We start from the raw sequence: 23,326 nt of genomic DNA on the forward strand, positions 1-23,326 counted from the left end.
ACTCGCAGTAAACCTCACGTTCGGGCATGATGCCAAGAGATCGGGCACAAAACTTTGCCCAGGCATGCCCGGATGTGTTGGCTTTTGCCAGCCCGGCCGCTAGCGTCAAGGCACCCGACGGCGAGACGGCCGTCACACAGACCAGGAGGCCGCCATGTTGGCGCTGCGGTTCTACGCCCCCGAGGACGTCCGGCTGGAAGAGGTGCCCGAGCCCGAGTGCGGGCCCGACGAGGTCAAGCTGCGCGTGCGCAACTGCTCCACCTGCGGCACCGACGTCAAGATCTTCCACAACGGCCACCAGAACCTGACTCCCCCGCGCACCATCGGCCACGAGATCGCCGGCGAGGTCGTCGAGGTGGGCGCCGACGTCAACGCCACCTACGGGTCCTCCTGGGAGGTGGGCGACCGCGCCCAGGTGATCGCGGCGGTGCCGTGCGGTGAGTGCCACGAGTGCCGCAAGGGCTGGATGGCCGTCTGCCAGAACCAGACCTCGGTGGGCTACCAGTACGACGGCGGCTTCGCCGAGTACATGATCGTGCCGCGCCAGGTGCTCAAGGTCGACGGGCTGAACCGGATCCCGGAAAACGTCGGCTACGACGAGGCCTCCGCCGCCGAGCCCTTCGCCTGCGCGATCAACGCCCAGGAGCTGCTCGGCATCGAGGAGGGCGACACCGTCGTCATCTTCGGCGCCGGCCCGATCGGCTGCATGCACGTGCGCATCGCGCGCGGCGTCCACAACTGCGGCCCCGTGTACCTGGTCGACGTCAACGCCGAGCGGCTGCAGATGTCCGCCGACGCGGTCTCCCCGGAGGAGGTCATCAACGGCGCCGAGGTCGACGTCGTCGAGAAGGTCATGGAGCTGACCGGGGGCCGCGGCGCCGACGTCGTCATCACCGCCACCGCGGCGAACGTCACCCAGGAGCAGGCCATCGCCATGGCCGCTCGCAACGGCCGGATCTCCTTCTTCGGCGGCCTGCCCAAGACCGACCCGACCATCACCTGCGACTCCAACGTGGTGCACTACCGCCAGCTGCACATCCACGGCGCCAACGGGTCCGCACCCGAGCACAACAAGCGGGCGCTGGAGTACATCTCCACCGGCCAGGTGCCGGTGAAGGACCTGATCACCCGCCACATCCCGCTGAGCGAGGTGCTCTCGGCCTTCGACATCGTCAAGAACGGCGAGGCGATCAAGGTGACCGTCGAGCCGTAGGCCTGGTCGAGCGGCGTGGGGGGTGATCCCACGTCGACGTGGGATCACGGAACAGGGGGGCCAGGATTCTGGCCCCCCTGTTCCGCGTTCACCCCTCCGGGTCCGCACGCGAGTGACGCGCGGGTCGCGCGGGGCTCGTGACCACGTCTGCCCAGGCCCGGCCGCCCGCCGCACCGGGAGCCGCTCAGCCCTCCAGCACCTCCCGGACGGCGGCGCGCGCGGCCTGCGGGTCGCCGGCACCGAGGGCGGCCTCGGCCGCGGCCTCGCACTGCACGGTGGTGACCTTGCCCAGCTGCACGCCGACGGCGCGCACCGAGGCGGCCGCCATCGACAGCGAGGTGACGCCCATGCCCACGAGCACGCAGGCGAGCTGCGGGTCGGCGGCGGCCTCGCCGCAGACACCGACGGACTTGCCGACCGCACGGCCGGCGGCCGCCGTGATGGCCACCAGGTGCAGCACCGCGGGCTGCCACGGGTCGGTGAGGTGGGTCAGGTCGGTGGCCATCCGGTCGGCGGCCATCGTGTACTGCGTGAGGTCGTTGGTGCCGATGGACAGGAAGTCCACGTGCTCGAGCAGCTGGTGGGCCAGCAGCGCGGCGCTCGGGATCTCGACCATGACGCCGGGCTTGAGCCCGCGCGCACGCGCCTTCGCGGCGAAGTCGGCCGCCTCGTCGGCGGTGGCGATCATCGGCGCCATCACCCACGGGTGCGTGCCGACGCGCTCGCCGGCGATCTTCAGGGCGTCGAGCTGGCGCTCCAGCAGGTCGGGCTTGTCGAAGGAGAGCCGGTAGCCGCGCACCCCGAGGGCGGGGTTCTCCTCGTCGGGCATGGTGGCGAAGGCGATCGGCTTGTCCGAGCCGGCGTCGAGGGTGCGCGTGACGACGTGCCGGTCGGTGCCGAACGGGCCGAGCACGCCGGCGTAGAGGTCGGCCTGCTCCTCCACCGAGGGCTCGGTCGTGGAGGCCAGGAACGCCAGCTCGGTGCGGAACAGGCCGACGCCGTCGACGGGCCCCTCGGCAGCCGCGGCCGCCGAGGCGGGGTCGGCGACGTTGGCCAGCAGCGTCACCGGCGCGCCGTCGGAGGTGGTGGCCGGCCCGGTCCAGGCGTCGACCTCGGCGCGGGCGGTCGCGGCCGCCTCCACGCGACGACGCGCCGCGTCGGCGTCGACGTCGAGCTCGACCGTGCCCGCGGTGCCGTCGACCAGGACCAGCACGCCCTCCTCGAGGTCGAGGGCACCCGGCGTGCCGACCAGGCACGGGATGCCGAGCTGGCGGGCGATGATCGCGGTGTGGCTGGTCGAGCCACCGCGCTCCATCACCAGCGCCGCCACCATCGCGGGGTCGAGCCCGGCGGAGTCGGCAGGCGCGAGGTCCTCGGCCACCACCACCGACGGCGTCGTGGGCACCGGAACGCCCGGCTCGGGCGCACCGACGACGTGCGCGGTGACCCGGCGGCCGATGTCGCGCAGGTCGGTGACGCGCTCGGCCATCAGCCCACCCATCGAGCTGAAGACACCGGCGAAGTGCTCGACGGCGGCGTCGATCGCCTCGAGCAGCGGCTGGCCCGCGGTGAGGTTCTTCTTCACCGTCCCGCGCATGCCGCGGTCGCGCGCCAGCGAGGCGCTGGCGGTGAGCACCTCGGCGGCGGATCCCTCGGCCGCCTCCGCGCGGGCGGTGAAGCCCTCCACGACCGCCGCCACCGCGACGTCGTAGGCGTCCAGCGCCTCCTCGACCTCGACCGGCGGTTGCTCGCGGTAGGCCCGCAGCCTCGCGGGGTCGATCTCGGCGCGGACGTGACAGACCGGGGCGTGGACCACACCGGCGACGACCGGGGTGCCCTGCAGCAGCGTTGCGGTGACCATGGTCACCAAAATGCCGCACAGCTCTTGACAAGTCAACACAAACGGGCATAAAACAACTTCACAGACCCACCGAAAGCCACATCTGGCCGCCGGTCATCCGACGAAGAGGTGCCCATGTACGCCGAAGAGCGCCAGCAGGCCATCGCCGAGCAGGTGGTGCGCCAGGGACGGGTCTCGGTCACCGGCCTGGCCGAGACCTACGAGGTGACCACCGAGACGGTACGCCGCGACCTCTCCACCCTCGAGCGGGCCGGCCTGCTGCGCCGGGTGCACGGCGGCGCCGTCCCGCTGCGAGCGGTCACCGAGTCCGGTCTCAGCGAGCGCGACGAGTCCAACGCCGACGTCAAGGAGCGCATCGCGCGCGCCGCCGCCGGGCTGCTGCCCCCGGTGCAGGCCACGCTCGCCCTCGACGCCGGCAGCACGGTGGGCAGGCTCGCCGCCCACCTGCCGCGCGACCGCCGCCTCACCGTCTTCACCCACGCCCTGCCGGTGGCGTCCCGCCTGGTGGCCCAGAGCCACGTCGAGCTGCACCTGCTGCCCGGCCGGGTGCGCGCCACGACGGTCGCCGCCGTCGGCACCGAGACCGTCGCCGCCCTCCAGGGCCTGCGCGTCGACCTCGCGTTCGTCGGCACCAACGGCATCACGGTCGGCCACGGGCTCTCCACGCCCGACGTCGAGGAGGCCGGCACCAAGCGCGCCCTCGTGGGCTGCGCCCGCCAGGTGGTGGTGCTGGCCGACGCCGACAAGGTCGGCCAGGAGCACGTGGTGCGCTTCGCCGAGCTCGGCGTGGTCGACACCCTGGTCACCGACGACCGCGTCGCCGACAGCGACGTCTCCTCGTTCGAGGCCGTCGGCATCGAGGTGGTGGTCGCGTGATCATCACCCTGACCGCCAACCCGAGCATCGACCGCACGGTGGTGCTCACCGAGCCCCTCGAGCGCGGCGCCGTGCACCGGCTGGCCTCCGTGGGCACCCAGGCCGCCGGCAAGGGCGTCAACATCAGCCGGGCCGCCGTGGCGGCCGGGGAGCCGACGCTCGCGGTGCTGCCCGCCGCCGAGCACGACCCCTACGTGCAGGGCCTCGTCGCCGACCAGGTGCCGGTGCGCCCGGTGCCGCCCGCCGGCGGCGTGCGCATCAACCTCGCCATCACCGAGCCCGACGGCACCACCACCAAGCTCAACAGCCCCGGCGACACGGTCGGCCCGGCCGACCTCGAGCTGCTGGGCAGCGCGCTGGTCGAGGCCGCCCGCGGCTGCGGTCACGACGACTGGGTCGTGATGGCGGGCTCGGTGCCCCCCGGCACCCCCGCCGACTGGTACGCCGGGCTGGTGCGCGACCTGCGCGAGCTGCGCTCGTCCGACGGGCAGGGCGGGCACGGCCCGCGGGTCGCCGTCGACACCAGCGACGCTCCCCTCGCCGCCCTGGTCGCCGGCCTGCCGGGCTCGGCGCCCCACCTGGTCAAGCCCAACAGCGACGAGCTCGCCTCCCTCACCGGCGCCGACCCGCTCGCTCTCGAGGGCGACCCGGCGGCCACCGTCGCCGCGGCCACCTCGCTGGTGGAGCGCGGCATCGAGTCGGTGCTCGCCACCCTCGGCGGGGAGGGCGCGGTGCTCGTCACCGCCGACGGCGCCTGGCACGCCACCCCGCCCCCCACGGAGGTCGTCAGCACCGTGGGTGCCGGCGACTCCAGCCTCTTCGGCTTCCTCCTCGGCGAGCGGCGCGGCCTCGGCCCCGCCGACCGTCTCGCGCTCGCCGTCGCCTACGGCAGCGCCGCCGCGGGACTCCCCGGCACGACCATCCCGTTGCCGGCGCAGGTCGACCCCACGCAGGTCCGCGTCCGCCAGCTCCACACCACCTCCTGAGAGACACGAGAACACCATGAGCACAACGCCCCTGATCACCGCCGACCTGGTGCGGCTCGACGTCGCCCTGGGATCGAGCTCGGACAAGCGCGAGGTCATCCGCGGCCTGGCCGCGGTCGCCGCCGAAGCCGGCCGGGCCACCGACGTCGCCCAGGTCGTCGCCGACGCCAACGCCCGCGAGGACAAGTCGGCCACCGGCCTGCCCGGCGGCATCGCGATCCCGCACTGCCGCACCGCCGGCGTGCAGGTGCCCACCCTGGTCTTCGCCCGGCTCTCGCCGCGCGTGGACTTCGGCGCGAAGGACGGCCCCGCCGACCTGGCCTTCCTGATCCTCGCCCCCGAGGGTGGCGACACCAGCCACATGCAGCTGCTGACCAAGCTGGCCCGCGCGCTGGTCAAGCCCGACTTCACCGCCGGCCTGCGCTCCGCGCAGAGCCCCGAGGAGGTCGCGCAGCTGGTCTCCGAGGTGGTCTCGCCTGCCGAGCAGCCGGCCACCGCGGGCGCCACCTCCACCGCCACCTCCACCTCCACTGCCGCCGCGGCTGCGCCCCGCCGCGAGGCCTCCCCCACCGCTCCGCCCACCGAGACCGGCAAGCGCCGGATCGTCGCCGTCACCGCCTGCCCCACCGGCATCGCGCACACCTACATGGCCGCCGAGGCGCTCGAGGCCGCTGCGGCGCGTGCCGGTGTCGACCTCGCCGTCGAGACCCAGGGCTCGGCCGGCTCCACCCCGCTCCCGCGCGAGACCATCGCCACCGCCGACGCCGTGATCTTCGCCGTCGACGTGGGGGTGCGCGACGGGGGCCGCTTCGCCGGCCTGCCGCTGGTCAGCTCCGGCGTCAAGCGCCCCATGGACGAGGCCGACGCGATGATCGCCGAGGCGCTGCGCGCCGCCGACAACCCCAGCGCCCTGCGCGTCGAGGGCGCCGGTGGTGGCGGTTCCGAGAGTGCCTCGGGCTCCGGCAGCTCGGCGGGCGGCACCGTGCGCCGCGTGCTGATGACCGGCGTCTCCTACATGATCCCCTTCGTCGCCGCCGGTGGTCTGCTGATCGCCCTCGGCTTCCTGCTCGCCGGCTACGAGGTGGCGCTCAACTACGCCGACGGCACCGGCGGCGTGGCCCAGAACGTCGTGCTGAACTCGACGTTCTTCAACCTGCCGAACCTGGCCGACTACGACCTCGCCAACGGCGCCTCCTTCCAGAACGGCCCGCTGCTCACCTACCTCGGCTCGCTGCTGTTCGTCCTCGGTGGCGCGGCCTTCGGATTCCTCGTGCCCGCCCTGGCCGGCTACATCGCCTACGCCATCGCCGACCGCCCGGGCATCGCCCCCGGCTTCGTGATGGGTGCCATCGCCGGCACCACCAACTCCGGCTTCATCGGCGGCATCATCGGCGGCGTCATCGCCGGTGTCGTGGCGCTCTGGATCAGCCGCCGCCAGGTCCCCGCCTGGGCGCGTGGCCTGATGCCCGTGCTCGTCATCCCGCTCGGCGCCACCCTGGTGGCCGGCTTCGTGATGATCGTCGTGCTCGGTCGCCCGCTGGCGGCCCTGAGCGACGGCCTGAGCGACGGCCTCAACAGCATGAGCGGCGGCTCCGCCGTGCTGCTCGGCGTGATCCTCGGCCTGATGATGGCCTTCGACATGGGTGGCCCGCTCAACAAGACCGCCTACGCCTTCGCCACCACCGGCCTGGCCGGCGCCGCGGTCTCCACCGACGCCCCCGAGCTGAAGATCATGGCCGCGGTCATGCTGGCCGGCATGGTGCCCCCGATCGCCCTGGCCCTCGCCACCGTGCTGCGGCCGCGCCTGTTCTCGGCCCCCGAGCGCGAGAACGGCAAGGCCGGCTGGCTGCTCGGCGCCTCCTTCATCACCGAGGGCGCCATCCCCTTCGCCGCCGCCGACCCCCTGCGCGTCATCCCGGCCATCATGGCCGGGTCCGCGGTCACCGGCGGTCTCTCCCAGGCCTTCGGCGTCAGCCTGCGCGCCCCGCACGGCGGCATCTTCGTGCTCTTCGCCGTCGACGGCGTGCTGGGCTTCGTGATCTCGCTGGTGGCCGGCGTGCTCGTGGCCTGCGCCGCCGTCATCGCGCTGAAGTCCATGACCGGAGCCCGCGAGCCGGTGGACGCCGGCGTCACCGTCTGATCGACTCCCCCCGCACGATCCGCCACACCCGCACACCGACCCCAAGGAGCACCATGCCCACCCAGTCCGTCGTCGTCGGCTCCGCCGTCGGCCTCCACGCCCGCCCCGCCGCGATCATCTCCGAGGCCGCCGCCGAGCTCGGCTCCGAGGTGCTGATCGGCCTCCCCGGCGACGATCCGGTCGACGCCGCCTCCTCGCTCATGATCATGACCCTGGGCGCCGGCAACGGCGACACGGTGGAGGTCTCCGGCGACGACGAGGCCGACGTGAAGACCATCGCCGACCTGGTCGCCAAGGATCTCGACGCTGAGTGACGAAGGAACTCAGCGTCATCTGGTCGTCGAGCAGCGACCGCGGCTGAGCCTGCGGAGCCGCGATGAGCGTATCGAGACGCGGCGAGCCGAGAAGTGGCCGGTCGTCCCGCGGTGGGCGACCGGCTCACCGGTAAGCGCCAGCGAAAGCGGCTACTCGACCACCGGTGGCGCCGACTCCACCAGGTCGCGCCGCAGCGCCCGGTACACCACGCGCGTGCCGACGGCGCGGCGCAGCTCCTCCATGATCTGGGTGAAGAACTCCTTGCGGTAGAGCTCGTCGGTGATCGCGTAGACGGTGAAGTACAGGCCCGAGAACGCGGCGAGGAACACCGAGACCTGCACCAGCTCGGCGGTCAGGTGCACGGGGCCGGCGTCGAGGATGGTGGTGGGTGAGGCCTGGATCCAGGACTCGACGACGCCGACGTCGATCGCCACCAGGCCGAAGACGATGAAGAAGCCGAACACCGCGACGGCGAGCAGCAGCACCTGCACGGCCTGGGCGATCACCAGGACCAGCACGAGGTTGACCATCTGCAGGCCGCCCACCTGGGCCTCCTCCGGCAGGTCGACGTCGTCGGCCACAAGGTGGCGGGCGTAGGCCTCGAGCGGCGTCCCGGCGCTGGCCCGGATCAGGTCGCGCTCCTCGATGGAGTCGTCGAAGGCGTCGAGCTCCTCGGTCAGGCGCGGCACGAGGAAGAGCACGGCGGCGGCGCCGAAGAACAGCACGGTGCCCCACAGCACGCCGCCGTCGAGGGTGGAGGAGACCTGCCAGACCTCGGCGTTGATGAACAGGAAGGTCACGAAGAGCAGCAGCATGGGCAGCGCCCGGGTGAGCAGCGGCAGCAGCAGCCCGAGGCTGCCCAGGGCGCGGCGCAGCGCCCAGGCCGCGATGGTCTGGGCACGCAGCGCGCGCAGTGCGTAGGTGGCGACGACGACCAGGGCGACGCTGAGACCCGCCGAGACGCCGAGCGAGGCGATGTCGGAGGCGAACCCAACCACCGTGCCCACCCCACCGCCGAGCAGCACCGCCGCCGTCAGCACCAGCAGCAGGCGCGGGCGGCTCAGGCGCGCCTGCACCGTGGCGCGCACGTCGTCGACGAAGTAGGGCAGGCCGTGCGCGAGGAACCAGCGCTCCACGCGCTGCACCTCGCCCGGCCCGGGCACGCCCCTCATCCCAGCAGGATCTCGCGGGTGCGCGCGACGTCGCCCGCCATCGCCTCCAGCAGCTGCCCGACCGAGTCGAAGCGCGCCATGCCACGGACCCGCTCGACGAAGGCCACCTCGACCTCGACGCCGTAGAGCTCGAGGTCGGTCCGGTCGAGCACGTAGCTCTCGACCCGGCGCTCGCGCTCGCCGTCGAAGGTGGGGTTGGTGCCGACGCTGATCGCAGCCGGGTGGCGAGATCCCGCGTCGGCACCGGACAGACAGGTCAGCCAGCCGGCGTAGACGCCGTCGGCGGGCGAGGCGGCGGCGGGACGCACCGGCACGTTGGCCGTGGGGTAGCCCAGCTCACGGCCCCGCTGGTCGCCGCGCTCCACCACGCCGCGCACCGAGAAGGGGCGGCCGAGCGCCTCGGCGGCGCCGGCGACGTCGCCGGCGGCGAGGCACGTGCGCACGTAGGTGGAGGACCACACCTGCGGGCCACCGTCGAGCGGCACGCCGACGGCGGTGAAGTCGTGGGTCTCCCCTGCCGCGGTGAGGTGCGCCAGGTCGCCGGCCGCCCGGCTGCCGTAGCGGAAGTTCGAGCCGACCGCGACGACGGCGGCGCCGAGCGCGTCGACCAGCACCCACTGCACGAACTCGTCGGGCGTCCAGGCCGCCATGGCGCGGTCGAAGGGCAGGGCCAGCACGTGGTCGACGCCTGCCTCGGCGAGCAGCTCGGCGCGCTCCGGGATGGTGGAGAGCGTCGAGGGGGCGTGCTCGGGGCGCAGCACCGCCATCGGGTGGGGGTCGAAGGTGACCGCCACGAGCGGCACGCCGGCCTCGTCGGCCAGGGCACGCGCGCGGGAGACGACGGCGCGGTGACCGCGGTGCACGCCGTCGAAGTTGCCGATGGTGACCGCGGTGCGGCCCAGGTCGGCGGGCACCTCGCCCAGGGATCGCCAGATGTGCACGAGGGGCACCCTACTGAGCGCGCGCGGTCACACGAACACCGCGACCGCGCGCGAGCGACCCTCGCGGGGCTCGTAGAGGGCGAGGAACTCGCCGTCGGGGGCGAAGAGCGCGCTGAGCCCGGCCAGCGGTCGCTCCAGGGCGCGCCCCACCCGGACCGCCGCCGCCTCCTCCTCGGTCAGCTCGACGGCCTCGAAGCCGCGGCGGGCGGCCTCGGCGAGCGGCAGCACCGCGAACTGCTCGCCCAGCTGCTCCAGGGTGCGCGCGACGCCGAGGTCGTAGGGCCCGACGGCGGTGCGACGCAACGCCGTCAGGTGCCCGCCGACGCCGAGCGCCGCACCGAGGTCGCGGGCGATCGCGCGCACGTAGGTGCCGCTGGAGCAGCGCAGCGCGAGACGCACCTGCGGCAACGACACGTCGTGCACCACCAGCTCGTGGACGGTGACGGTCCGCGCGGCCAGCTGCACCTCCTCGCCCTCGCGGACGCGCTGGTAGGCGCGCTTGCCGTCGACCTTGATGGCCGAGACGGCGGTGGGCACCTGCTGGATCTCGCCCTCGAAGGCGGCCAGCGCCGTGCGCACCGCCTGCTCGTCGAGGCCGGCGACCTGCTCCGGGTCCGCCGTGGCCACCACCTCGCCCTCGGCGTCGTCGGTGGTGGTGCTGGTGCCGAGAACGACCGTGGCCTCGTAGGCCTTCTCGGTGAGCATCAGGTGCCCCAGCAGCCGGGTCGCACGGTCGACACCGAGCACGAGCACCCCGGTGGCCATCGGGTCCAGGGTCCCGGCGTGGCCGACCTTGCGGGTGCCGGCGAGCCGGCGCACGCGCGCGACCACGTCGTGGGAGGTCAGGCCGCCCGGCTTGTCGACGACGACCAGCCCGGCGGGGGCACTCACGCCCGCTCTTCCCCGGTCTCGGTGTCGTCGAGCTCGTCGTCGAGGTCGTCGTCGAGCTCGTCGTCGAGGTCGTCGTCCCCGGCCTCGCGGGGCTTCTTGTAGGGATCCGCCTCGCCGGCGTACTGCGCCTGCTCACGCGCGGCGGCGACCGCGGCGTCGTGCTCGCGCGCCTTGGCCAGCACCTCGTCGAGGTGGCGGGCGTTCTCGGGGAGGGCGTCGGCCACGAAGGTCAGCGACGGCACGTGCCGCATGCCGAGCTGCTTGCCCACCTCCGAGCGCAGCAGGCCCTTGGCGGACTCCAGCGCCGCGGCCGAGCGCGCCATGGCGCCCTCCTGGTCGGGGCCCTGGTCGAGCACGGTGTAGAAGATCGTGGCCTGTTGGGTGTCGCCGGTCAGCCGCACGTCGGTGATGGTGACGAAGCCGAGTCGCGGGTCCTTGATCCGGCGCTCCAGCATCTCGGCGACGATGACCTGGATCCGGTCGGCGATCTTGCGCACGCGCGGGCTGCTCATGGTGTCTTTCTACTCCTCGTGACGGGGGGGGGGGGGAGACAGGAGCGCGGCCCCGGCTCGAGCCGGGGCCGCGCTGCGTGTCCTGCTGGTCCTGCGTGTGGTGCCGGGGAATCCCGTGCTCCGGGCGGATGCCTCGCAAGGCGGAGGGCCGAAGGCGGCCTCCGAGCGAAGCGGGCCGTCGAGGCCCGACAACGCCGCGAGGCGCCGCCCGGAGTGTGGGATCAGCCGCGCGGGATCTCCTTCATCTCGAAGGCCTCGACGATGTCGCCCTCTCGGATGTCCTGGAAGTTGCGCAGCACCAGACCGCACTCGAAGCCCTCGCGGACCTCGGAGGCGTCGTCCTTCTCCCGCTTGAGCGAGGCCAGGTCGAGGTTGTCGGCCACGACCGCGCTGTCGCGGATGACGCGCACCTTGGCGTTGCGCCGGATGACGCCGCCGGTGACCATGCAGCCGGCGATGTTGCCGATCTTGGAGGAGCGGAAGATCGCGCGGATCTCCGCCTGCCCCAGGGTCGACTCCTCGTACTCCGGCTTGAGCATGCCCTTGAGCGCGGCCTCGATCTCGTCGATGGCCTGGTAGATCACCGAGTAGTACCGGATCTCCACGCCCTCCTTGTCGGCCATCTCGGTCGCCTTGCCCTGCGGGCGGACGTTGAAGCCGATGATGATGGCGTCGGAGGCGGCCGCGAGGTCGACGTTGGTCTCGGTGATCGCACCGACACCGCGGTCGATGACGCGGATGCCGATGTTGTCACCGACCTCGATCTGGGACAGCGCGTCCTCGAGCGCCTCGACCGAGCCGGACACGTCGCCCTTGAGGATGAGGTTGAGCTCCTGGCTCTCGGCGCCCTTCTCCATGGAGGCCATGAAGTCCTCGAGGGTGCGACGCACGCGGCGCTTGGCCTGCATGGCCGCCCGCTCGCGCGCCTCGCGCTTCTCGGCGATCTGGCGGGCCATCCGGTCGTCCTCGACGACGAGGAAGTTCTGGCCCGCGCCGGGCACCGCGGTGAGTCCGAGGACCATCGCGGGGCGCGAGGGGTCGGCCACCTCGATGTTGTCGCCGTGCTCGTCGAGCATGGCGCGCACGCGACCGTAGGCCGGGCCGGCGACGATGGAGTCGCCCACCCGCAGCGTGCCGCGCTGCACGAGGATCGTGGCCACCGGGCCGCGACCGCGGTCCAGGTGCGCCTCGACGACGAGGCCCTGGGCGTCCTGGTCGGGGTTGGCGCGCAGGTCCAGGGAGGCGTCGGCGGTGAGGACGACGGCCTCGAGCAGCTTGTCGAGGTTGAGCTCGGACTTGGCCGAGACATCGACGAACATCGAGTCGCCGCCGTACTCCTCGGGCACCAGGCCGTACTCGGTCAGCTGGCCGCGGACCTTGGTCGGGTCGGCGTCGGGCTTGTCGATCTTGTTGACCGCGACCACGATCGGCACCCCGGCGGCCTTGGCGTGGTTGAGCGCCTCGACCGTCTGGGGCATGACGCCGTCGTCGGCCGCGACCACGAGGATCGCGATGTCGGTGGCCTGGGCACCACGGGCACGCATGGCGGTGAACGCCTCGTGACCCGGGGTGTCGATGAGGGTGATGGCGCGCTCGGTGCCGTCGACCTCGGTGCGGACCTGGTAGGCACCGATGTGCTGGGTGATGCCACCGGCCTCCTTGTCGACGACGTTGGCGTTGCGCAGCGCGTCGAGGAGCTTGGTCTTTCCGTGGTCGACGTGACCCATGACGGTGACGACCGGGGGCCGCACCACCAGGTCGGAGTCGTCGCCCTCGTCGAGACCGAACTCGAGGTCGAAGGACCCGAGCAGCTCGCGGTCCTCGTCCTCGACCGAGACGACCTCGACGACGTAGTTGAGCTCCTCGCCGAGCAGCTCGAGGGTGGCGTCGTTGACCGACTCGGTGGCGGTGACCATCTCACCGAGGTGGAACAGCATCTGCACCAGCTGGGCCGGCTCGACGCCGATCTTGTCGGCGAAGTCGGTCAGCGAGGCGCCGCGCGCCAGGCGCACGGTCTCGCCGTCGCCCTTGCGGACGCGCATGCCGCCCAGGGTCGGGGCCTCCATGGCCTCGAACTCCTGACGACGCGCCCGCTTGGACTTGCGGCCTCGCCGCGAGGGGCCGCCGGGGCGACCGAAGGCGCCCTGCGTCTGACCACGCTGGCCGGGACGACCGCCGCCGGGGCGACCGCCGCCGAAGCCGCCGGGACGACCCGGGGCTCCGCCCGGACCACCGCGACCGGCACCGGGACCACCGGGGCCGCCGCGACCCGCGGGGCCACCGCGGCCGGGGGCACCGGGTCGACCGGGCGCTCCCGGACCACGGCCGCCGGGACCCTGGCCGAAGGCGGCCGGGGACTTGGGCATCATCGCCGGGTTGGGGCGCGGCATGCCGGGGCGACCGGGAGCGCCGTCACGGCCGGCGGGCGGCCGCGGCGGGCGGTTGTCGCCCTCGGTGGATCCACCGGCGGGCGCCTGGGGCGCCGGACGGCGACCCATGCCCTGGCTGGAGGAGAAGGGGTTGTTGCCGGGCCGGGGGGTCCCACCCGGGCGACCCACCGGCCGCGGGGCCGGGGAGGGCGCCTTGGGGGCCGGGGCCTTGGGGGTGGCGCCACCGGCACGGGCTGCCGGGGCCTCGGAAGCCGCTGCAGCCGCGGGGGCCTCGGGTGCCGCCGGCGCCGCGGGTGCGGCCTGGGCGGCGGGTGCCTCCGGTGCGGCAGGTGCCGCCGGGGCCTCGGGGGCGGCGGGTGCCGCCTTGGGGCCCGGACGCGGACCGGGGCGCGCGGGAGCGGGGGCGGAGGAGGCCGCGGGGGCCGGCGCCTCGGCGGGCGCGCTGGGTGCGCCGGACGTGCTGGCCGCCGGGGCGGACGTCGCCGGCGCGGCCGGGGCGGACTTCTGGGGGGCGGGAGCCGAGGTCTCGGACTTCAGCTTCTCGCCGTACTCCTTGCGGAAACGCATCTCCGCAGGGAGCTCGACGGTGGAGCTCGCCGACTTGACGAACTCCCCCATCTCCTTGAACTTCTCGAGAACGAACTTGCTCTCGACTCCGAACTCCTTGGCGAGTTCGTGGACGCGGGTCTTTGCCACAATTCTCCTTCTGGCCCGACCCGCGCCTCCCGGGGTGTTCCGGGGGCCGTGCCGAACCTATGGGTGGTGCAAACTCATCGGGAAGTACTCATCGAGTGCTCATGAGCTGCTGCTCCAGTTCCTGGTCGGTTGTCACGGTGTGCTGTGGTGCTGCTGGTCCTGCTGGCGGGCGAGCTGGTCGATCCGGTCGCGCACCTGCGTGCTGGTCGGACCCTCGGGCGGCAGCGCGGTGAGGCGCAGCGCGCGGGTGAAGGCCCGGCGTCGCACGGCCAGCTCGTAGCACGCGGGATCGGGGTGCAGGTGCGCCCCTCGCCCGGGTGCGGCTCCCCCGAGGTCGGGCACGATGGCCGTCCGGCCGGTCGCGTCCACCACGGCGGTCACCCGCACGAGCTCGCTCTTGGCGTCACGACCACGGCAACCCACGCAGGTCCGGACCGGGCCCGGGCTCGCTGAGGACTCCGTGTGTCGCTCCACCGAGGGTCAACCCTACTCCCCCACGCGCCCCACGCCGAACCGGTGGCCGGACTCCGGCCGGCCAGCGGTTCAGCGGAGGCTGGACGACAGGGCGCGCGTCGGGTCGAGAGCGTCGCCGGCCGACACGCCGGCGCAGTCCGGGCCGGCGGTGTCGCCGACGTCGAGCCAGGTCGCCGCGGCACGTGCCCGGCCCAGGTTCCACTCCAGCCAGTCGTCCGGTGCCGTGCCGTAGTCCTGCAGGTCGCCCAGCAGGCAGCGCACCTCGGCGGCGTCCAGGCCCTCGGGAGGGTCGGCCAGCACCGGCGCGGCGTCGTCGGAGAGCCCCTGCAGGTAGGTCCAGTCGACCTTGCCGGTCTCGGCGTAGCGCTCCAGGTTGCGCTCGGCGATCCGCGCGTCGGGGTTGAGGGCTGCCAGCACCAGCAGCGCTGCCGCGCCCGCGAGCACCGCGAAGCGCGGCAGCCACGCGCCGCGCCACCGCACCCCGGCGGCCAGCACCGCCAGCACGACCAGGCCGAGCCACCCCTCGAAGAACGCCACCAGCAGGCGCAGCCGGGTCAGCCCGTAGGCCTGCTCGTAGAGGCCCATCCGGTAGAGCGCCGAGGCCACCACCACCAGGGTGAGCAGGCACAGCAGCCCCAACGTGCCGCGCAGCCACCAGCGGTCAGCGGCGGTCTCGCGCGGCGCCTTGCGTGCGGCGGTGGCGACCACGAGCAGGGTGAGGGCGGTGGCCACGGTGAGCTGCCCGAACCCCTGGTGCACGTACTCCGCGTAGGTCAGGCCGGTGGTGCGGGCCAGGTAGGTCTCGCCCCCGAAGACGACCGCGGCCTGGGCGGCCAGGAACGCCGAGAAGACGCCGAGCACCACGAGCACGGGTGCCAACCACTCGAAGCGGTGCGCCACCGACGTCGCGGCACCCTCGCGCCCCTCCAGCCGCGGCGGGTTGAGCGCCAGGTAGGTGGCCGTGAGCAGGGTGCCGGCCACCGCACAGGCCACGAAGGCGCGCAGCACGGCCGTGTCGAGGGTCAGGTCGGGCACCACGGCGTCGACCCAGCGGGCCAGCAGGGCGTCCGCGGAGGCGAAGAGGGCCACGAACACCACGAGCAGCACGCCGGAGAACAGCAGCGTGCGCACGAACGCGGCCCCCCGGCCCACGCCCGGGACCGCAACCAGGGTGCGGCCGACCCACGGCAGCCCCCGCAGCGCGGCCACCGGCCAGGCGACCAGGCTGAGCACGTGCGCCGCCGTCCCCCGCGCACCGGTGAGCGTGGTGACGCAGACAGCGGCACCGGCCAGCAGGCAGAGCACCACCACCCACTCGGCGTCGCGCACCACGGCGGTCAGCGTCAGCGCCGCTGCCAGACCGGCGCCGGCGAGCACGGCAGGCTCGCGACGGCGGGGCGTCGCCGCCAGCAGCACCGCGCCGCAGGTGAGCAGCACCAGCGCCGTGCCACTGCCCAGCTGACGCAGCGGCAGCACCACGGCGGCCAGCAGGGCGACGCCGAGCACCGCGAGCAGCAGGCGCGGCCGGGCGGCGACGCCGTCGTCGGGCCAGGCGCGGCCGAAGACGTCGTCGAGCAGGGGGCGCGGCGGGACGGGTGGCCCGGGCGGCGCGGGCCGGGGGCCGGTGGGGGCTGCGGCCGGGGGCGGGGGCGTGTGCGGGGTCGTGGGCACGGTGGGCTCCGATCGGTGCGGTACGAGGGCGGTGGTGGGTGGGCCGGCGGGGCGCGGCGGCGGGTGCACCGGCCACCGCACCCGGACCCGGGCGCCCTGCGCCCCGTGCGGGTCGGCGAAGCCGATGGCGCCGCCGTGCAGGTCGCTGACCCAACGGGCGATCGCGAGTCCCAGCCCGGTGCCGCCGCCGGCGTCGGTCGCACCGAGCGTGCCGAAGGGCTCGAAGGCGTGCTCGCGGTCCGCCCGCGCCACCCCGGGCCCCTGGTCGCTGACCTCGAGCACCCACTGGTCGACGGCGTCGTGGGCGCGGGCGGCGTGCAGCAGCACCTGCCCGTCCGGCGGACTGTGGCGCGAGGCGTTGTCCAGCAGGTTGGCCACCAGCTGGTGCAGGCGCACGGGGTCGGCCTGCACCTCCAGGTCGGGCGGTTCGACGCGCACGGTGTGGTGCACCGCCCGCTGCTGCACGCGCGCCTCGGCCACGGCCTCCTCGAGCAGGGCCCGCACGGCCACCGGCTCGGGGCGCAGGGGCGCCCGGCCGGCGTCGACCCGGGCAAGGTCCAGGAGGTCCGCCACGAGGCCCGAGAGCCGCTCGGCCTGACCCAGCGCGACCTCGAGCGTGCGGGGGTCGCGCGGGCCCACGCCGTCCACGAGGTTCTCCAGCAGCGCGCAGAGCGCAGCCAGCGGGGTGCGGAGCTCGTGGCTCACGTTGGCCACGAGCTCGCGGCGCTGCCGGTCGACGGTGGCCAGGTCGCGGGCCATCGTGTTGAAGGCGACCGCGAGCCGCCCCACCTCGTCGCGCGAGGCGGCCTCGACGCGCACGTCGTAGTCGCCGGTGGCCATCCGGCCCGCGGCCGTCGTCATCGCGCGCAGCGGCGCGATCATGCCGACGGCGAGCAGCTGGGTCAGTGCCAGCGCCAGCAGGACGGTCACGGGCACGCCCAGCCACCAGGGCACGCCGCCCCAGCGCCCGGCGGAGGCCACGACGGCGCTGACCGTCGCGCTGAGCGCCACGAGCAGTCCCAGCTTCACCTTCAGCGAGCGGAGCGAGCGCAGCGGCTGCGCCCGGTCCGCGGCGGTCCCGGTCACTCGCCGTCCCCGTCCGGCGTCCCGGGCTCGAGCGCGTAGCCGACGCCGTGCGCGGTGCGCACGCGGTCCGCGCCGATCTTGGCCCGCAGCCCCTTGACGTGGCTGTCGACGGTGCGGGTGCCGGTGGCGCCGTCCCAGCCCCAGACCCGGGCCAGCAGCCGCTCGCGGCTGACGACGGCGCCGGGGTCCTCGGCCAGGCAGAGCAGCAGGTCGAGCTCGGTCGGCGTCAGGCGCACCTCCTCGCCCCCACGCCACACGCGGCGCGCGGCGGCGTCGACGCGCAGGTCGCCCAGCGCCAGGACCCGTCGTCCGGGCGGCTGCGCGGCGACCCGCTCGTCCGCGAGCTCGGCGGCGCGCTCCACACGGCGCAGCAGCGCCGCCACGCGCGCGACCAGCTCACGCATCCGGAACGGCTTGGTCAGGTAGTCGTCGGCGCCGACGCCGAGCCCCACCAGCAGGTCCGCGGGGTCGGTGCGGGCCGTGAGCATGAGCACCGGCACCGGCCGCGCGGCCTGCACCCGCCGACACACCTCGAGGCCGTCGAAGCCGGGCAGCATCACGTCGAGCACGAGCAGGTCGGGCCGGTGCTCGGTGGCGGCCACGACCGCCCCGGGGCCGTCGAAGGCGCGCAGCACGTCGTAGCCCTCGGCCTCCAGACGGTCGGTGACGGCCTGGTTGATCACCCGGTCGTCCTCGACCACCAGCACCCGGCGACGTACCGGATCCACTGTCCCTGTCATGCGCTCCAGGCTAGGAGCGCGGACGCGCAGGAGGGGTGCACGAGATGTGCAGGTCCTGTGCAGATCCCGGCACCGGTGCCCGCCGCCACGGTCAGTCCTGCGGCTCGGGCTCCTCGTCGCCGTGGATGTCGATGCGCCATCCGGTCAGGCGCGCCGCCAGGCGGGCGTTCTGCCCCTCCTTGCCGATCGCCAGCGAGAGCTGGAAGTCCGGCACGACCACGCGCGCCGAGCGGGCGGCGGCGTCGACGACGGTGACCGAGCTGACCCGCGCCGGTGAGAGCGCGCTGGCGACCAGCCGGGCGGGGTCGTCGGACCAGTCGACGATGTCGATCTTCTCGCCCTGCAGCTCGCTCATCACGTTGCGGACCCGCTGACCCATGGGTCCGATGCACGCGCCCTTGGGGTTGACGCCGGCCGCGTCGGTGCGCACGGCGATCTTGGTGCGGTGACCGGCCTCGCGGGCGATGCCGGCGATCTCGACGGTGCCGTCGGCGATCTCGGGAACCTCGAGGGCGAAGAGCTTCTTGACCAGGTGGGGGTGCGAGCGCGAGAGCGTGATCTGCGGACCCCGCATGCCCTTGCGCACCGAGACCACGAGGCACTTGATGCGGGTGCCGTGGGAGTAGTTCTCGCCCGGCACCCGCTCGCCCACGGGCAGCAGGGCCTCGAGCTTGCCGAGGTCGACCATGACGTCGTCGGGGTTGCGGCCCTGCTGGATGACCCCGGAGACGATGTCACCCTCCTTGCCCGAGAACTCGCCGAAGCGCAGGTCGTCCTCGGCGTCGCGCAGCCGCTGCAACATCACCTGCTTGGCGGTGGTGGCGGCGATCCGCCCGAAGCCCTGGGGCGTGTGGTCGAACTCGCCGACCTCGTTGCCCTCATCGTCGACCTCGGAGGCCATCACCCGCACGTGGCCGGACTTGCGGTCCAGGTCGACCCGCGCCTTCTCCCGGGCGTCCGGGGTCTTGTGGTAGGCGGTCAGCAGGGCCTGCTCGATGGCCTCCACGAGCACCTCGAAGGAGATCTCCTTCTCGCGCTCCAGCATCCGCAGGATGCTCATGTCGATGTCCATCAGGCGTCCTCCCCGTCCTCGTCGTCGTGCTCGTCATCGTGCTCGTCGTGCTCGTCGCTCGGCCCCGCGTCGCGGCCCTTGCGGTTGAACTCCACCTGCACCAGCGCCACCTCGACGTCGGCGTAGGCGACCCTGCGCTGCTCGCCGTCGACCTCGAGCGTGACGCCGCCACCGTCGGCGTCCTCGTCGGCCTCGCCGATCCGGCCGGTCAGCTCCCCCTCCAGCGGCGGCACCAGGGTGACGCGCACCAGGCGGTCGCGGTTGCGACGCCAGTGGCGGGGGGCGGTCAGGGGGCGGTCGACGCCGCGCGAGGTCACCTCGAGCACGTAGGGGTGCTGGCCCATCACGTCGGTGCTCTCGATCACCTCGTCCACCAGCCGGGTGGCCGCGGCGACGTCGTCGAGGGTCACCCCGCCGTCCTGGTCGACGGCGACGCGCAGCACCCGCCGCTTGCCGGCCGGGGTCACCTCCACCGCCTCCACGTCGAGGCCCGCCGCGGACAGCGGTCCGCGCAGGGCCTCCTCGATCGCCTCGGCCGTGGCCTTGCTGGCGCTCATCGGCTGGTCCGCCTCCCTGTGCTGTTGTCGGTGGTGCGGCACCGCGGCGCGGGGCGCCTGCCCTGCGCGCGGTGCTGACCCACGATAGCGCTCCCGGCGCGGGCGATATCCTCGCCCGCGTGCCCGTCCCCTCTCCTGTGACGCCGCCCCCACCCCCGGTTCGGCGGGTCGGTCAGCGGGTCGGTCGGCGGGCGGCGCTGACGGCGGGTGCCGGCGGGGGCCTGGTGCTGGTGCTGGGCGCCTGCACCGCGGACGGTGAGGACACCGGGCCCTCCGGCCCGGGCGTCCTGCGGCCCACCGCTCCCCCGGTGAGCGCCGACACGACGCTCGCCACCGAGGTGGCCCGCGCCATCGGGGACACCGACGCCCTGCTGGCCGCGGTGGTGACCGCCTATCCCGCGCTGCGCCCGCGGCTGGTGCCGCTGCGTCGCACGCACGCCGCGCACCTGCGGGTGCTGGACGAGCTCGAGCTGTCCGCGCCCGGCACCCCCCGGGCGCCCCAGGGCGGTCGCCGGGTCGCGTTGCGCGCGACGCTGCGTCGCGAGCAGGTGTTGCAGCGCGAGCTCGACCGCGCGTGCCTGGCTGCCGAGAGCGGGTCGCTGGCCACGCTCCTGGGCGCCATGTCGGCGGCGCTGGGCCAACGGCTCGCCGTGCTGGGAGCGGCGTGAGCACCCCGGCGGGCACCACGCCCGCAGCGACCGGCCACCTCGACGGCCTGCAGTCGGCCCTGGCCACGCAGCACGCGGCCCTCTACGTCGTCGGGGCGCTCGGCGCCCAGACCTCGGCCAGCGCGACCCCCGACCTGTTCGAGCTGCTCGTGGCCACCTACGCGGAGCACCGCACCCGTCGCGACGAGCTGAGCGCCCTCGTGCGCGCCGAGGGCGCGGAGCCCGTGGCGGCCGAGACCGCCTATGCGCTGCCGCCCGACCTCACGACGCCGACGGCGGTCACCGCGGCCGGGCTGGACGTGCAGCGCTCCTGCAGCGCGGCGTGGGCCTACCTGGTGGGCACCAGCCCCCGCGCGGAGCGCGACTACGCGCTGCAGGCGCTGAAAATGACAGCGGTCCGCGAACTCGCCTTCCGGGGAACTCCCGAGATGTTCCCCGGAACGGACGAGTACGCGGACCGCTGAGGCCTGGGACAGAGGCCGTGTCTCGCGGGGGGTGGGTCCCGCGGTGACATGAGAAGCATGTCGCACCGCGGTCCCCGGAGCGATGCCCCGCGCACCTCACAAAGTTGCATTGCAGGTTTCTGCAAAAGTCTGCAAGCCCCGAGGAGCTGCGCGAGGAACGAGCGCAGGTCCGTGCGGGGCGAAGGTTGAGCAAGGCCCGCGGATGAGGGACGAACCCGCGACGGCCGCGTCGAAACCCACCGACTCAGGGCAGAGCATCGTGCCGCCTACCAGCCGGCGATGACCTCCGGCAGGTCGGCCAGGCGCTGGATGACGCCGTCGGGCTCCCCCTCGGTGTGCCCCACCTGCTCGGGCGGGATAGCACTGTGCGGCACGTGCACCGCGCGCAGGCCGGCGTTCTGCGCGCCCCACACGTCGTCGAAGAGCCGGTCGCCCACGTAGACGCACCGGCCCGGGTCGGTGGCGCCGACCGCCTCCATGGCGGCACGGAAGGCGTGCGGGGAGGGCTTGGTCCAGGGGATCTCGCTGGAGTACACGTCGCCGTCGAGCAGATCAAGGACGCCGTCGCGCTCGAAGAACTCCCGGTGCCACTCCCGCGGCCACAGGGTGTTGGAGAGCACGCCGACCTTGATCCCGCTCGCGCGCAGGTGCTCCCACAGCGGGCGGACCTCGGGGTCGGTCTCGGTGTGGGGCACCCAGAAGTCGTGGTAGGCCTGCAGCAGCGCGGGGTCGTGCTCGAGCCCGGCCTCGCGGAACAGGTCGGCGATCGTGGCGCTGCGCTGCTCCTCGCGCGACCAGCCCCACACCACCGAGCCGGCCGCGTGCAGCCGCGAGGCGAACGCGTGGTGGTCGTCCTCCGGCGTGGGAGTGCTGATGACGGCCTGGGCCAGCGCCACCGACTCGGCGTGGAAGTCCACCTCGTGCCAGCGAGTCAGGGTGCCACCCCAGTCGAAGATGACGGCGTCGATGCTCGTGCTCATGGCGGGCACCCTACGGGCGGGCACCGACGGCGCTCGGCACTACGCTCGCCGGCGTGAGCGGCATCGGGACCCTGGCCGAGGGCCCGCTCCACGCCGCGGTCAAGCAGTGGCTGGCGCGGCCCGGCGACCGCTTCGAGGTGCCGGTGGGGCGCTGGGTGGTCGACCTGGTGCGCGCCGACGGCGAGCTGGTGGAGGTGCAGACGGGCGGGTTCGGGCCCCTGGGGCCCAAGCTCGACGGCCTGCTCGACCACCACCGGATGCGGATCGTGCACCCGGTCACCGCCGAGCGGCGGATCGTGCGCGTCGACACCGACAGCGTGGTGCTCTCCGAGCGCCGCTCACCCCGCCGCGGCGGAGTCCTGGACGTCTTCGACCGCCTCGTCGCCATCCCCTCGCTGGTCGGCCACCCCCACCTCGTGGTCGAGGTGCTGCTGTGCCGCGAGGACCACGTACGGGGGCCAGCACCGGTGCGCAGCCGCTCCGGCCGGCGCACCCGGGACCCGGGCACCCGGCACCTCGGCGCCGTGCTGGGAAGCCACGAGCTGCGCTCCCCCGCGGACGTGCTCGCGCTGCTCGGCACCCCCCTGCCGACCGAGCCGTTCACCACCGCCGACCTCGCCGCGCTCCTGGGTGCGCCGGTCGGGCTCGCGCAGCGGGTCGCCTACTGCCTGCGCCACCTCGAGCTGTTGGAGGACGCCGGCAGGCGCGGGCGGGCGCCGCTCCACCGGGCGGTTGGCACGATGGGGCGGTGACCTCACCGACTCCCGATCCCGCACCGCTGGCCGCACACGCCCACCGCCTCAACGACGGCACCGAGCTGCCCGCCGTCGGCTTCGGCACCTACCCCCTGAAGGGAGACGACGGGATCGCGGCGATCGAGTCCGCGCTGCGCACGGGCTACCGGCTGATCGACTCGGCGGTGAACTACGAGAACGAGCGCGAGGTGGGTGAGGCCCTGCGTCGCTCCGAGGTGCCGCGCGGGCAGGTGCGCCTGGCCACCAAGATCCCCGGCCGGTTCCACGCCCACGACCTGGCGCTGCGCTCGCTGGCCGACTCCGCCGAGCGGCTCGGCGTCGAGCAGATCGACGTCGCGCTGATCCACTGGCCCAACCCGAGCCGCGGGCTCTACCGCGAGGCGTGGCGGGCGCTGGTGCGCGCGCAGCAGGAGGGCCTGGTGCGCACCATCGGCGTCAGCAACTTCACCCCCGCGCACCTCGCGCGCGTCATCGACGACACCGGGGTGGTGCCCGCGCTGAACCAGGTGGAGCTGCACCCCTACTTCCCGCAGGAGGAGCTGCGTGCCGAGCACCGTCGCCTGGGCGTGCTGACGCAGGCGTGGAGTCCGCTGGGCAAGGACCCCGTGCCGTTCGACGAGCCGGCCGTGGCGCAGGCCGCGGAGGCCCACGGCACCACGCCCGGCCAGGTGGTGCTGCGCTGGCACCTGCAGCTCGGGTCGATGCCGGTGCCGAAGGCCGCCTCCCCCGAGCGGCAGCGCGCCAACCTCGACCTCGACGCCGTCGAGCTCAGCGACGACGAGGTGGCCGCCATCACCGCTCTCGCCCGGACCGACGGCCGGCGCTTCGACGGCGACCCGGACACCCACGAGGAGATGTAGCTCGAC

At 74.1% G+C, this 23,326-nt stretch carries 21 protein-coding genes; 9 read left to right on the plus strand and 12 right to left on the minus strand.

All coding sequences use genetic code 11. The features are described from left to right. The first annotated feature begins 154 nt into the window (after nucleotides 1-154). Nucleotides 155-1,213: a zinc-dependent dehydrogenase gene (locus ABD948_RS18470; RefSeq protein WP_345268616.1), complete on the plus strand. Its 1,059-nt coding sequence runs from the start codon at nucleotides 155-157 to the stop codon at nucleotides 1,211-1,213. A gap of 184 nt (nucleotides 1,214-1,397) precedes the next feature. Here ABD948_RS18470 and ptsP read toward each other — a convergent pair whose 3' ends face one another. Next, nucleotides 1,398-3,074 carry a phosphoenolpyruvate--protein phosphotransferase gene (gene ptsP / locus ABD948_RS18475; protein ID WP_345268618.1) on the minus strand — a complete coding sequence of 559 codons (1,677 nt, stop codon included), beginning with the start codon at nucleotides 3,072-3,074 and terminating at the stop codon, nucleotides 1,398-1,400. Nucleotides 3,075-3,188: 114 nt separating this feature from the next. Between ptsP and ABD948_RS18480 the strand changes: the two genes are divergently transcribed. From ABD948_RS18480 to ABD948_RS18495, 4 genes are read left to right on the plus strand one after another with little or no spacing between them, the layout of a single operon-like run. Further along, a complete protein-coding gene (locus tag ABD948_RS18480; RefSeq protein WP_345268620.1) occupies nucleotides 3,189-3,950 on the plus strand; it encodes a DeoR/GlpR family DNA-binding transcription regulator in 762 nt (253 codons plus the stop codon). Further along, nucleotides 3,947-4,936, plus strand: coding sequence for a 1-phosphofructokinase family hexose kinase (locus tag ABD948_RS18485; protein ID WP_345268621.1), 990 nt, complete (start codon nucleotides 3,947-3,949; stop codon nucleotides 4,934-4,936). Before ABD948_RS18480 ends, ABD948_RS18485 begins: the two co-directional genes overlap by 4 nt. Before the next feature lie 16 nt (nucleotides 4,937-4,952). After that, nucleotides 4,953-7,076, plus strand: a complete 2,124-nt coding sequence (locus ABD948_RS18490; RefSeq protein ID WP_345268623.1) for a PTS fructose transporter subunit IIABC — start codon at nucleotides 4,953-4,955, stop codon at nucleotides 7,074-7,076. A 53-nt stretch (nucleotides 7,077-7,129) separates the two neighbouring features. Continuing rightward, nucleotides 7,130-7,390 carry an HPr family phosphocarrier protein gene (locus tag ABD948_RS18495; protein ID WP_345268626.1) on the plus strand — a complete coding sequence of 87 codons (261 nt, stop codon included), beginning with the start codon at nucleotides 7,130-7,132 and terminating at the stop codon, nucleotides 7,388-7,390. A gap of 150 nt (nucleotides 7,391-7,540) precedes the next feature. On the opposite strand, the gene ABD948_RS18500 is transcribed toward ABD948_RS18495, so the two are convergent. The 10 genes from ABD948_RS18500 to rimP all read right to left on the minus strand — a co-directional run bounded on the left by ABD948_RS18500 (nucleotide 7,541) and on the right by rimP (nucleotide 19,593). Continuing rightward, the gene (locus ABD948_RS18500) at nucleotides 7,541-8,563 is read right to left on the minus strand and encodes a hypothetical protein (RefSeq protein WP_345268628.1); all 1,023 of its coding nucleotides are present in this window, start codon (nucleotides 8,561-8,563) and stop codon (nucleotides 7,541-7,543) included. Next, entirely contained in the window at nucleotides 8,560-9,504 is a 945-nt protein-coding gene (locus ABD948_RS18505) for a bifunctional riboflavin kinase/FAD synthetase (RefSeq protein ID WP_345268630.1), read from the minus strand. Before ABD948_RS18505 ends, ABD948_RS18500 begins: the two co-directional genes overlap by 4 nt. A 27-nt stretch (nucleotides 9,505-9,531) precedes the next feature. After that, entirely contained in the window at nucleotides 9,532-10,395 is an 864-nt protein-coding gene (gene truB, locus ABD948_RS18510) for a tRNA pseudouridine(55) synthase TruB (RefSeq protein WP_345268632.1), read from the minus strand. After that, nucleotides 10,392-10,907, minus strand: a complete 516-nt coding sequence (rbfA, locus tag ABD948_RS18515) for a 30S ribosome-binding factor RbfA (RefSeq protein ID WP_345268634.1) — start codon at nucleotides 10,905-10,907, stop codon at nucleotides 10,392-10,394. The genes truB and rbfA overlap by 4 nt, the downstream gene beginning before the upstream one ends. 221 nt (nucleotides 10,908-11,128) lie before the next feature. Then, complete coding sequence (gene infB, locus ABD948_RS18520) at nucleotides 11,129-13,993, minus strand: translation initiation factor IF-2 (protein WP_345268636.1); 2,865 nt, start codon at nucleotides 13,991-13,993, stop codon at nucleotides 11,129-11,131. A 132-nt stretch (nucleotides 13,994-14,125) separates the two neighbouring features. Further along, nucleotides 14,126-14,467, minus strand: coding sequence for a YlxR family protein (locus tag ABD948_RS18525; RefSeq protein ID WP_345268638.1), 342 nt, complete (start codon nucleotides 14,465-14,467; stop codon nucleotides 14,126-14,128). 69 nt (nucleotides 14,468-14,536) lie between these two features. Then, nucleotides 14,537-17,224 (minus strand): DUF4153 domain-containing protein, encoded by a 2,688-nt coding sequence (locus ABD948_RS18530; RefSeq protein WP_345268640.1) that lies wholly within the window; start codon nucleotides 17,222-17,224, stop codon nucleotides 14,537-14,539. Further along, complete coding sequence (locus tag ABD948_RS18535) at nucleotides 17,221-17,964, minus strand: response regulator transcription factor (RefSeq protein ID WP_345268642.1); 744 nt, start codon at nucleotides 17,962-17,964, stop codon at nucleotides 17,221-17,223. The genes ABD948_RS18530 and ABD948_RS18535 overlap by 4 nt, the downstream gene beginning before the upstream one ends. 91 nt (nucleotides 17,965-18,055) lie before the next feature. Continuing rightward, nucleotides 18,056-19,036 (minus strand): transcription termination factor NusA, encoded by a 981-nt coding sequence (gene nusA / locus ABD948_RS18540; protein WP_345268644.1) that lies wholly within the window; start codon nucleotides 19,034-19,036, stop codon nucleotides 18,056-18,058. After that, nucleotides 19,036-19,593 carry a ribosome maturation factor RimP gene (gene rimP, locus ABD948_RS18545; protein ID WP_345268646.1) on the minus strand — a complete coding sequence of 186 codons (558 nt, stop codon included), beginning with the start codon at nucleotides 19,591-19,593 and terminating at the stop codon, nucleotides 19,036-19,038. Before rimP ends, nusA begins: the two co-directional genes overlap by 1 nt. 119 nt (nucleotides 19,594-19,712) lie before the next feature. Here rimP and ABD948_RS18550 point away from each other — a divergent pair, with 119 nt between their 5' ends. Together ABD948_RS18550 and ABD948_RS18555 are read left to right on the plus strand one after the other, a co-directional pair. Next, entirely contained in the window at nucleotides 19,713-20,261 is a 549-nt protein-coding gene (locus tag ABD948_RS18550; protein ID WP_345268648.1) for a hypothetical protein, read from the plus strand. Beyond that, nucleotides 20,258-20,725, plus strand: coding sequence for a DUF4439 domain-containing protein (locus ABD948_RS18555; RefSeq protein ID WP_345268650.1), 468 nt, complete (start codon nucleotides 20,258-20,260; stop codon nucleotides 20,723-20,725). The genes ABD948_RS18550 and ABD948_RS18555 overlap by 4 nt, the downstream gene beginning before the upstream one ends. 266 nt (nucleotides 20,726-20,991) lie before the next feature. Here the strand turns inward: ABD948_RS18555 and ABD948_RS18560 are convergent, their stop codons facing one another. Continuing rightward, nucleotides 20,992-21,705: an HAD family hydrolase gene (locus ABD948_RS18560; RefSeq protein WP_345268652.1), complete on the minus strand. Its 714-nt coding sequence runs from the start codon at nucleotides 21,703-21,705 to the stop codon at nucleotides 20,992-20,994. A 53-nt stretch (nucleotides 21,706-21,758) separates the two neighbouring features. On the opposite strand from ABD948_RS18560, the gene ABD948_RS18565 reads away from it, so the two are divergent. Together ABD948_RS18565 and ABD948_RS18570 are read left to right on the plus strand one after the other, a co-directional pair. Next, entirely contained in the window at nucleotides 21,759-22,457 is a 699-nt protein-coding gene (locus ABD948_RS18565) for a DUF8091 domain-containing protein (RefSeq protein WP_345268654.1), read from the plus strand. Further along, nucleotides 22,454-23,320, plus strand: coding sequence for an aldo/keto reductase (locus ABD948_RS18570; RefSeq protein WP_345268656.1), 867 nt, complete (start codon nucleotides 22,454-22,456; stop codon nucleotides 23,318-23,320). The genes ABD948_RS18565 and ABD948_RS18570 overlap by 4 nt, the downstream gene beginning before the upstream one ends. The last annotated feature ends 6 nt before the right edge of the window (nucleotides 23,321-23,326 follow it).

This window comes from Nocardioides nanhaiensis (assembly GCF_039542785.1).
GTDB lineage: Bacteria > Actinomycetota > Actinomycetes > Propionibacteriales > Nocardioidaceae > Nocardioides > Nocardioides nanhaiensis.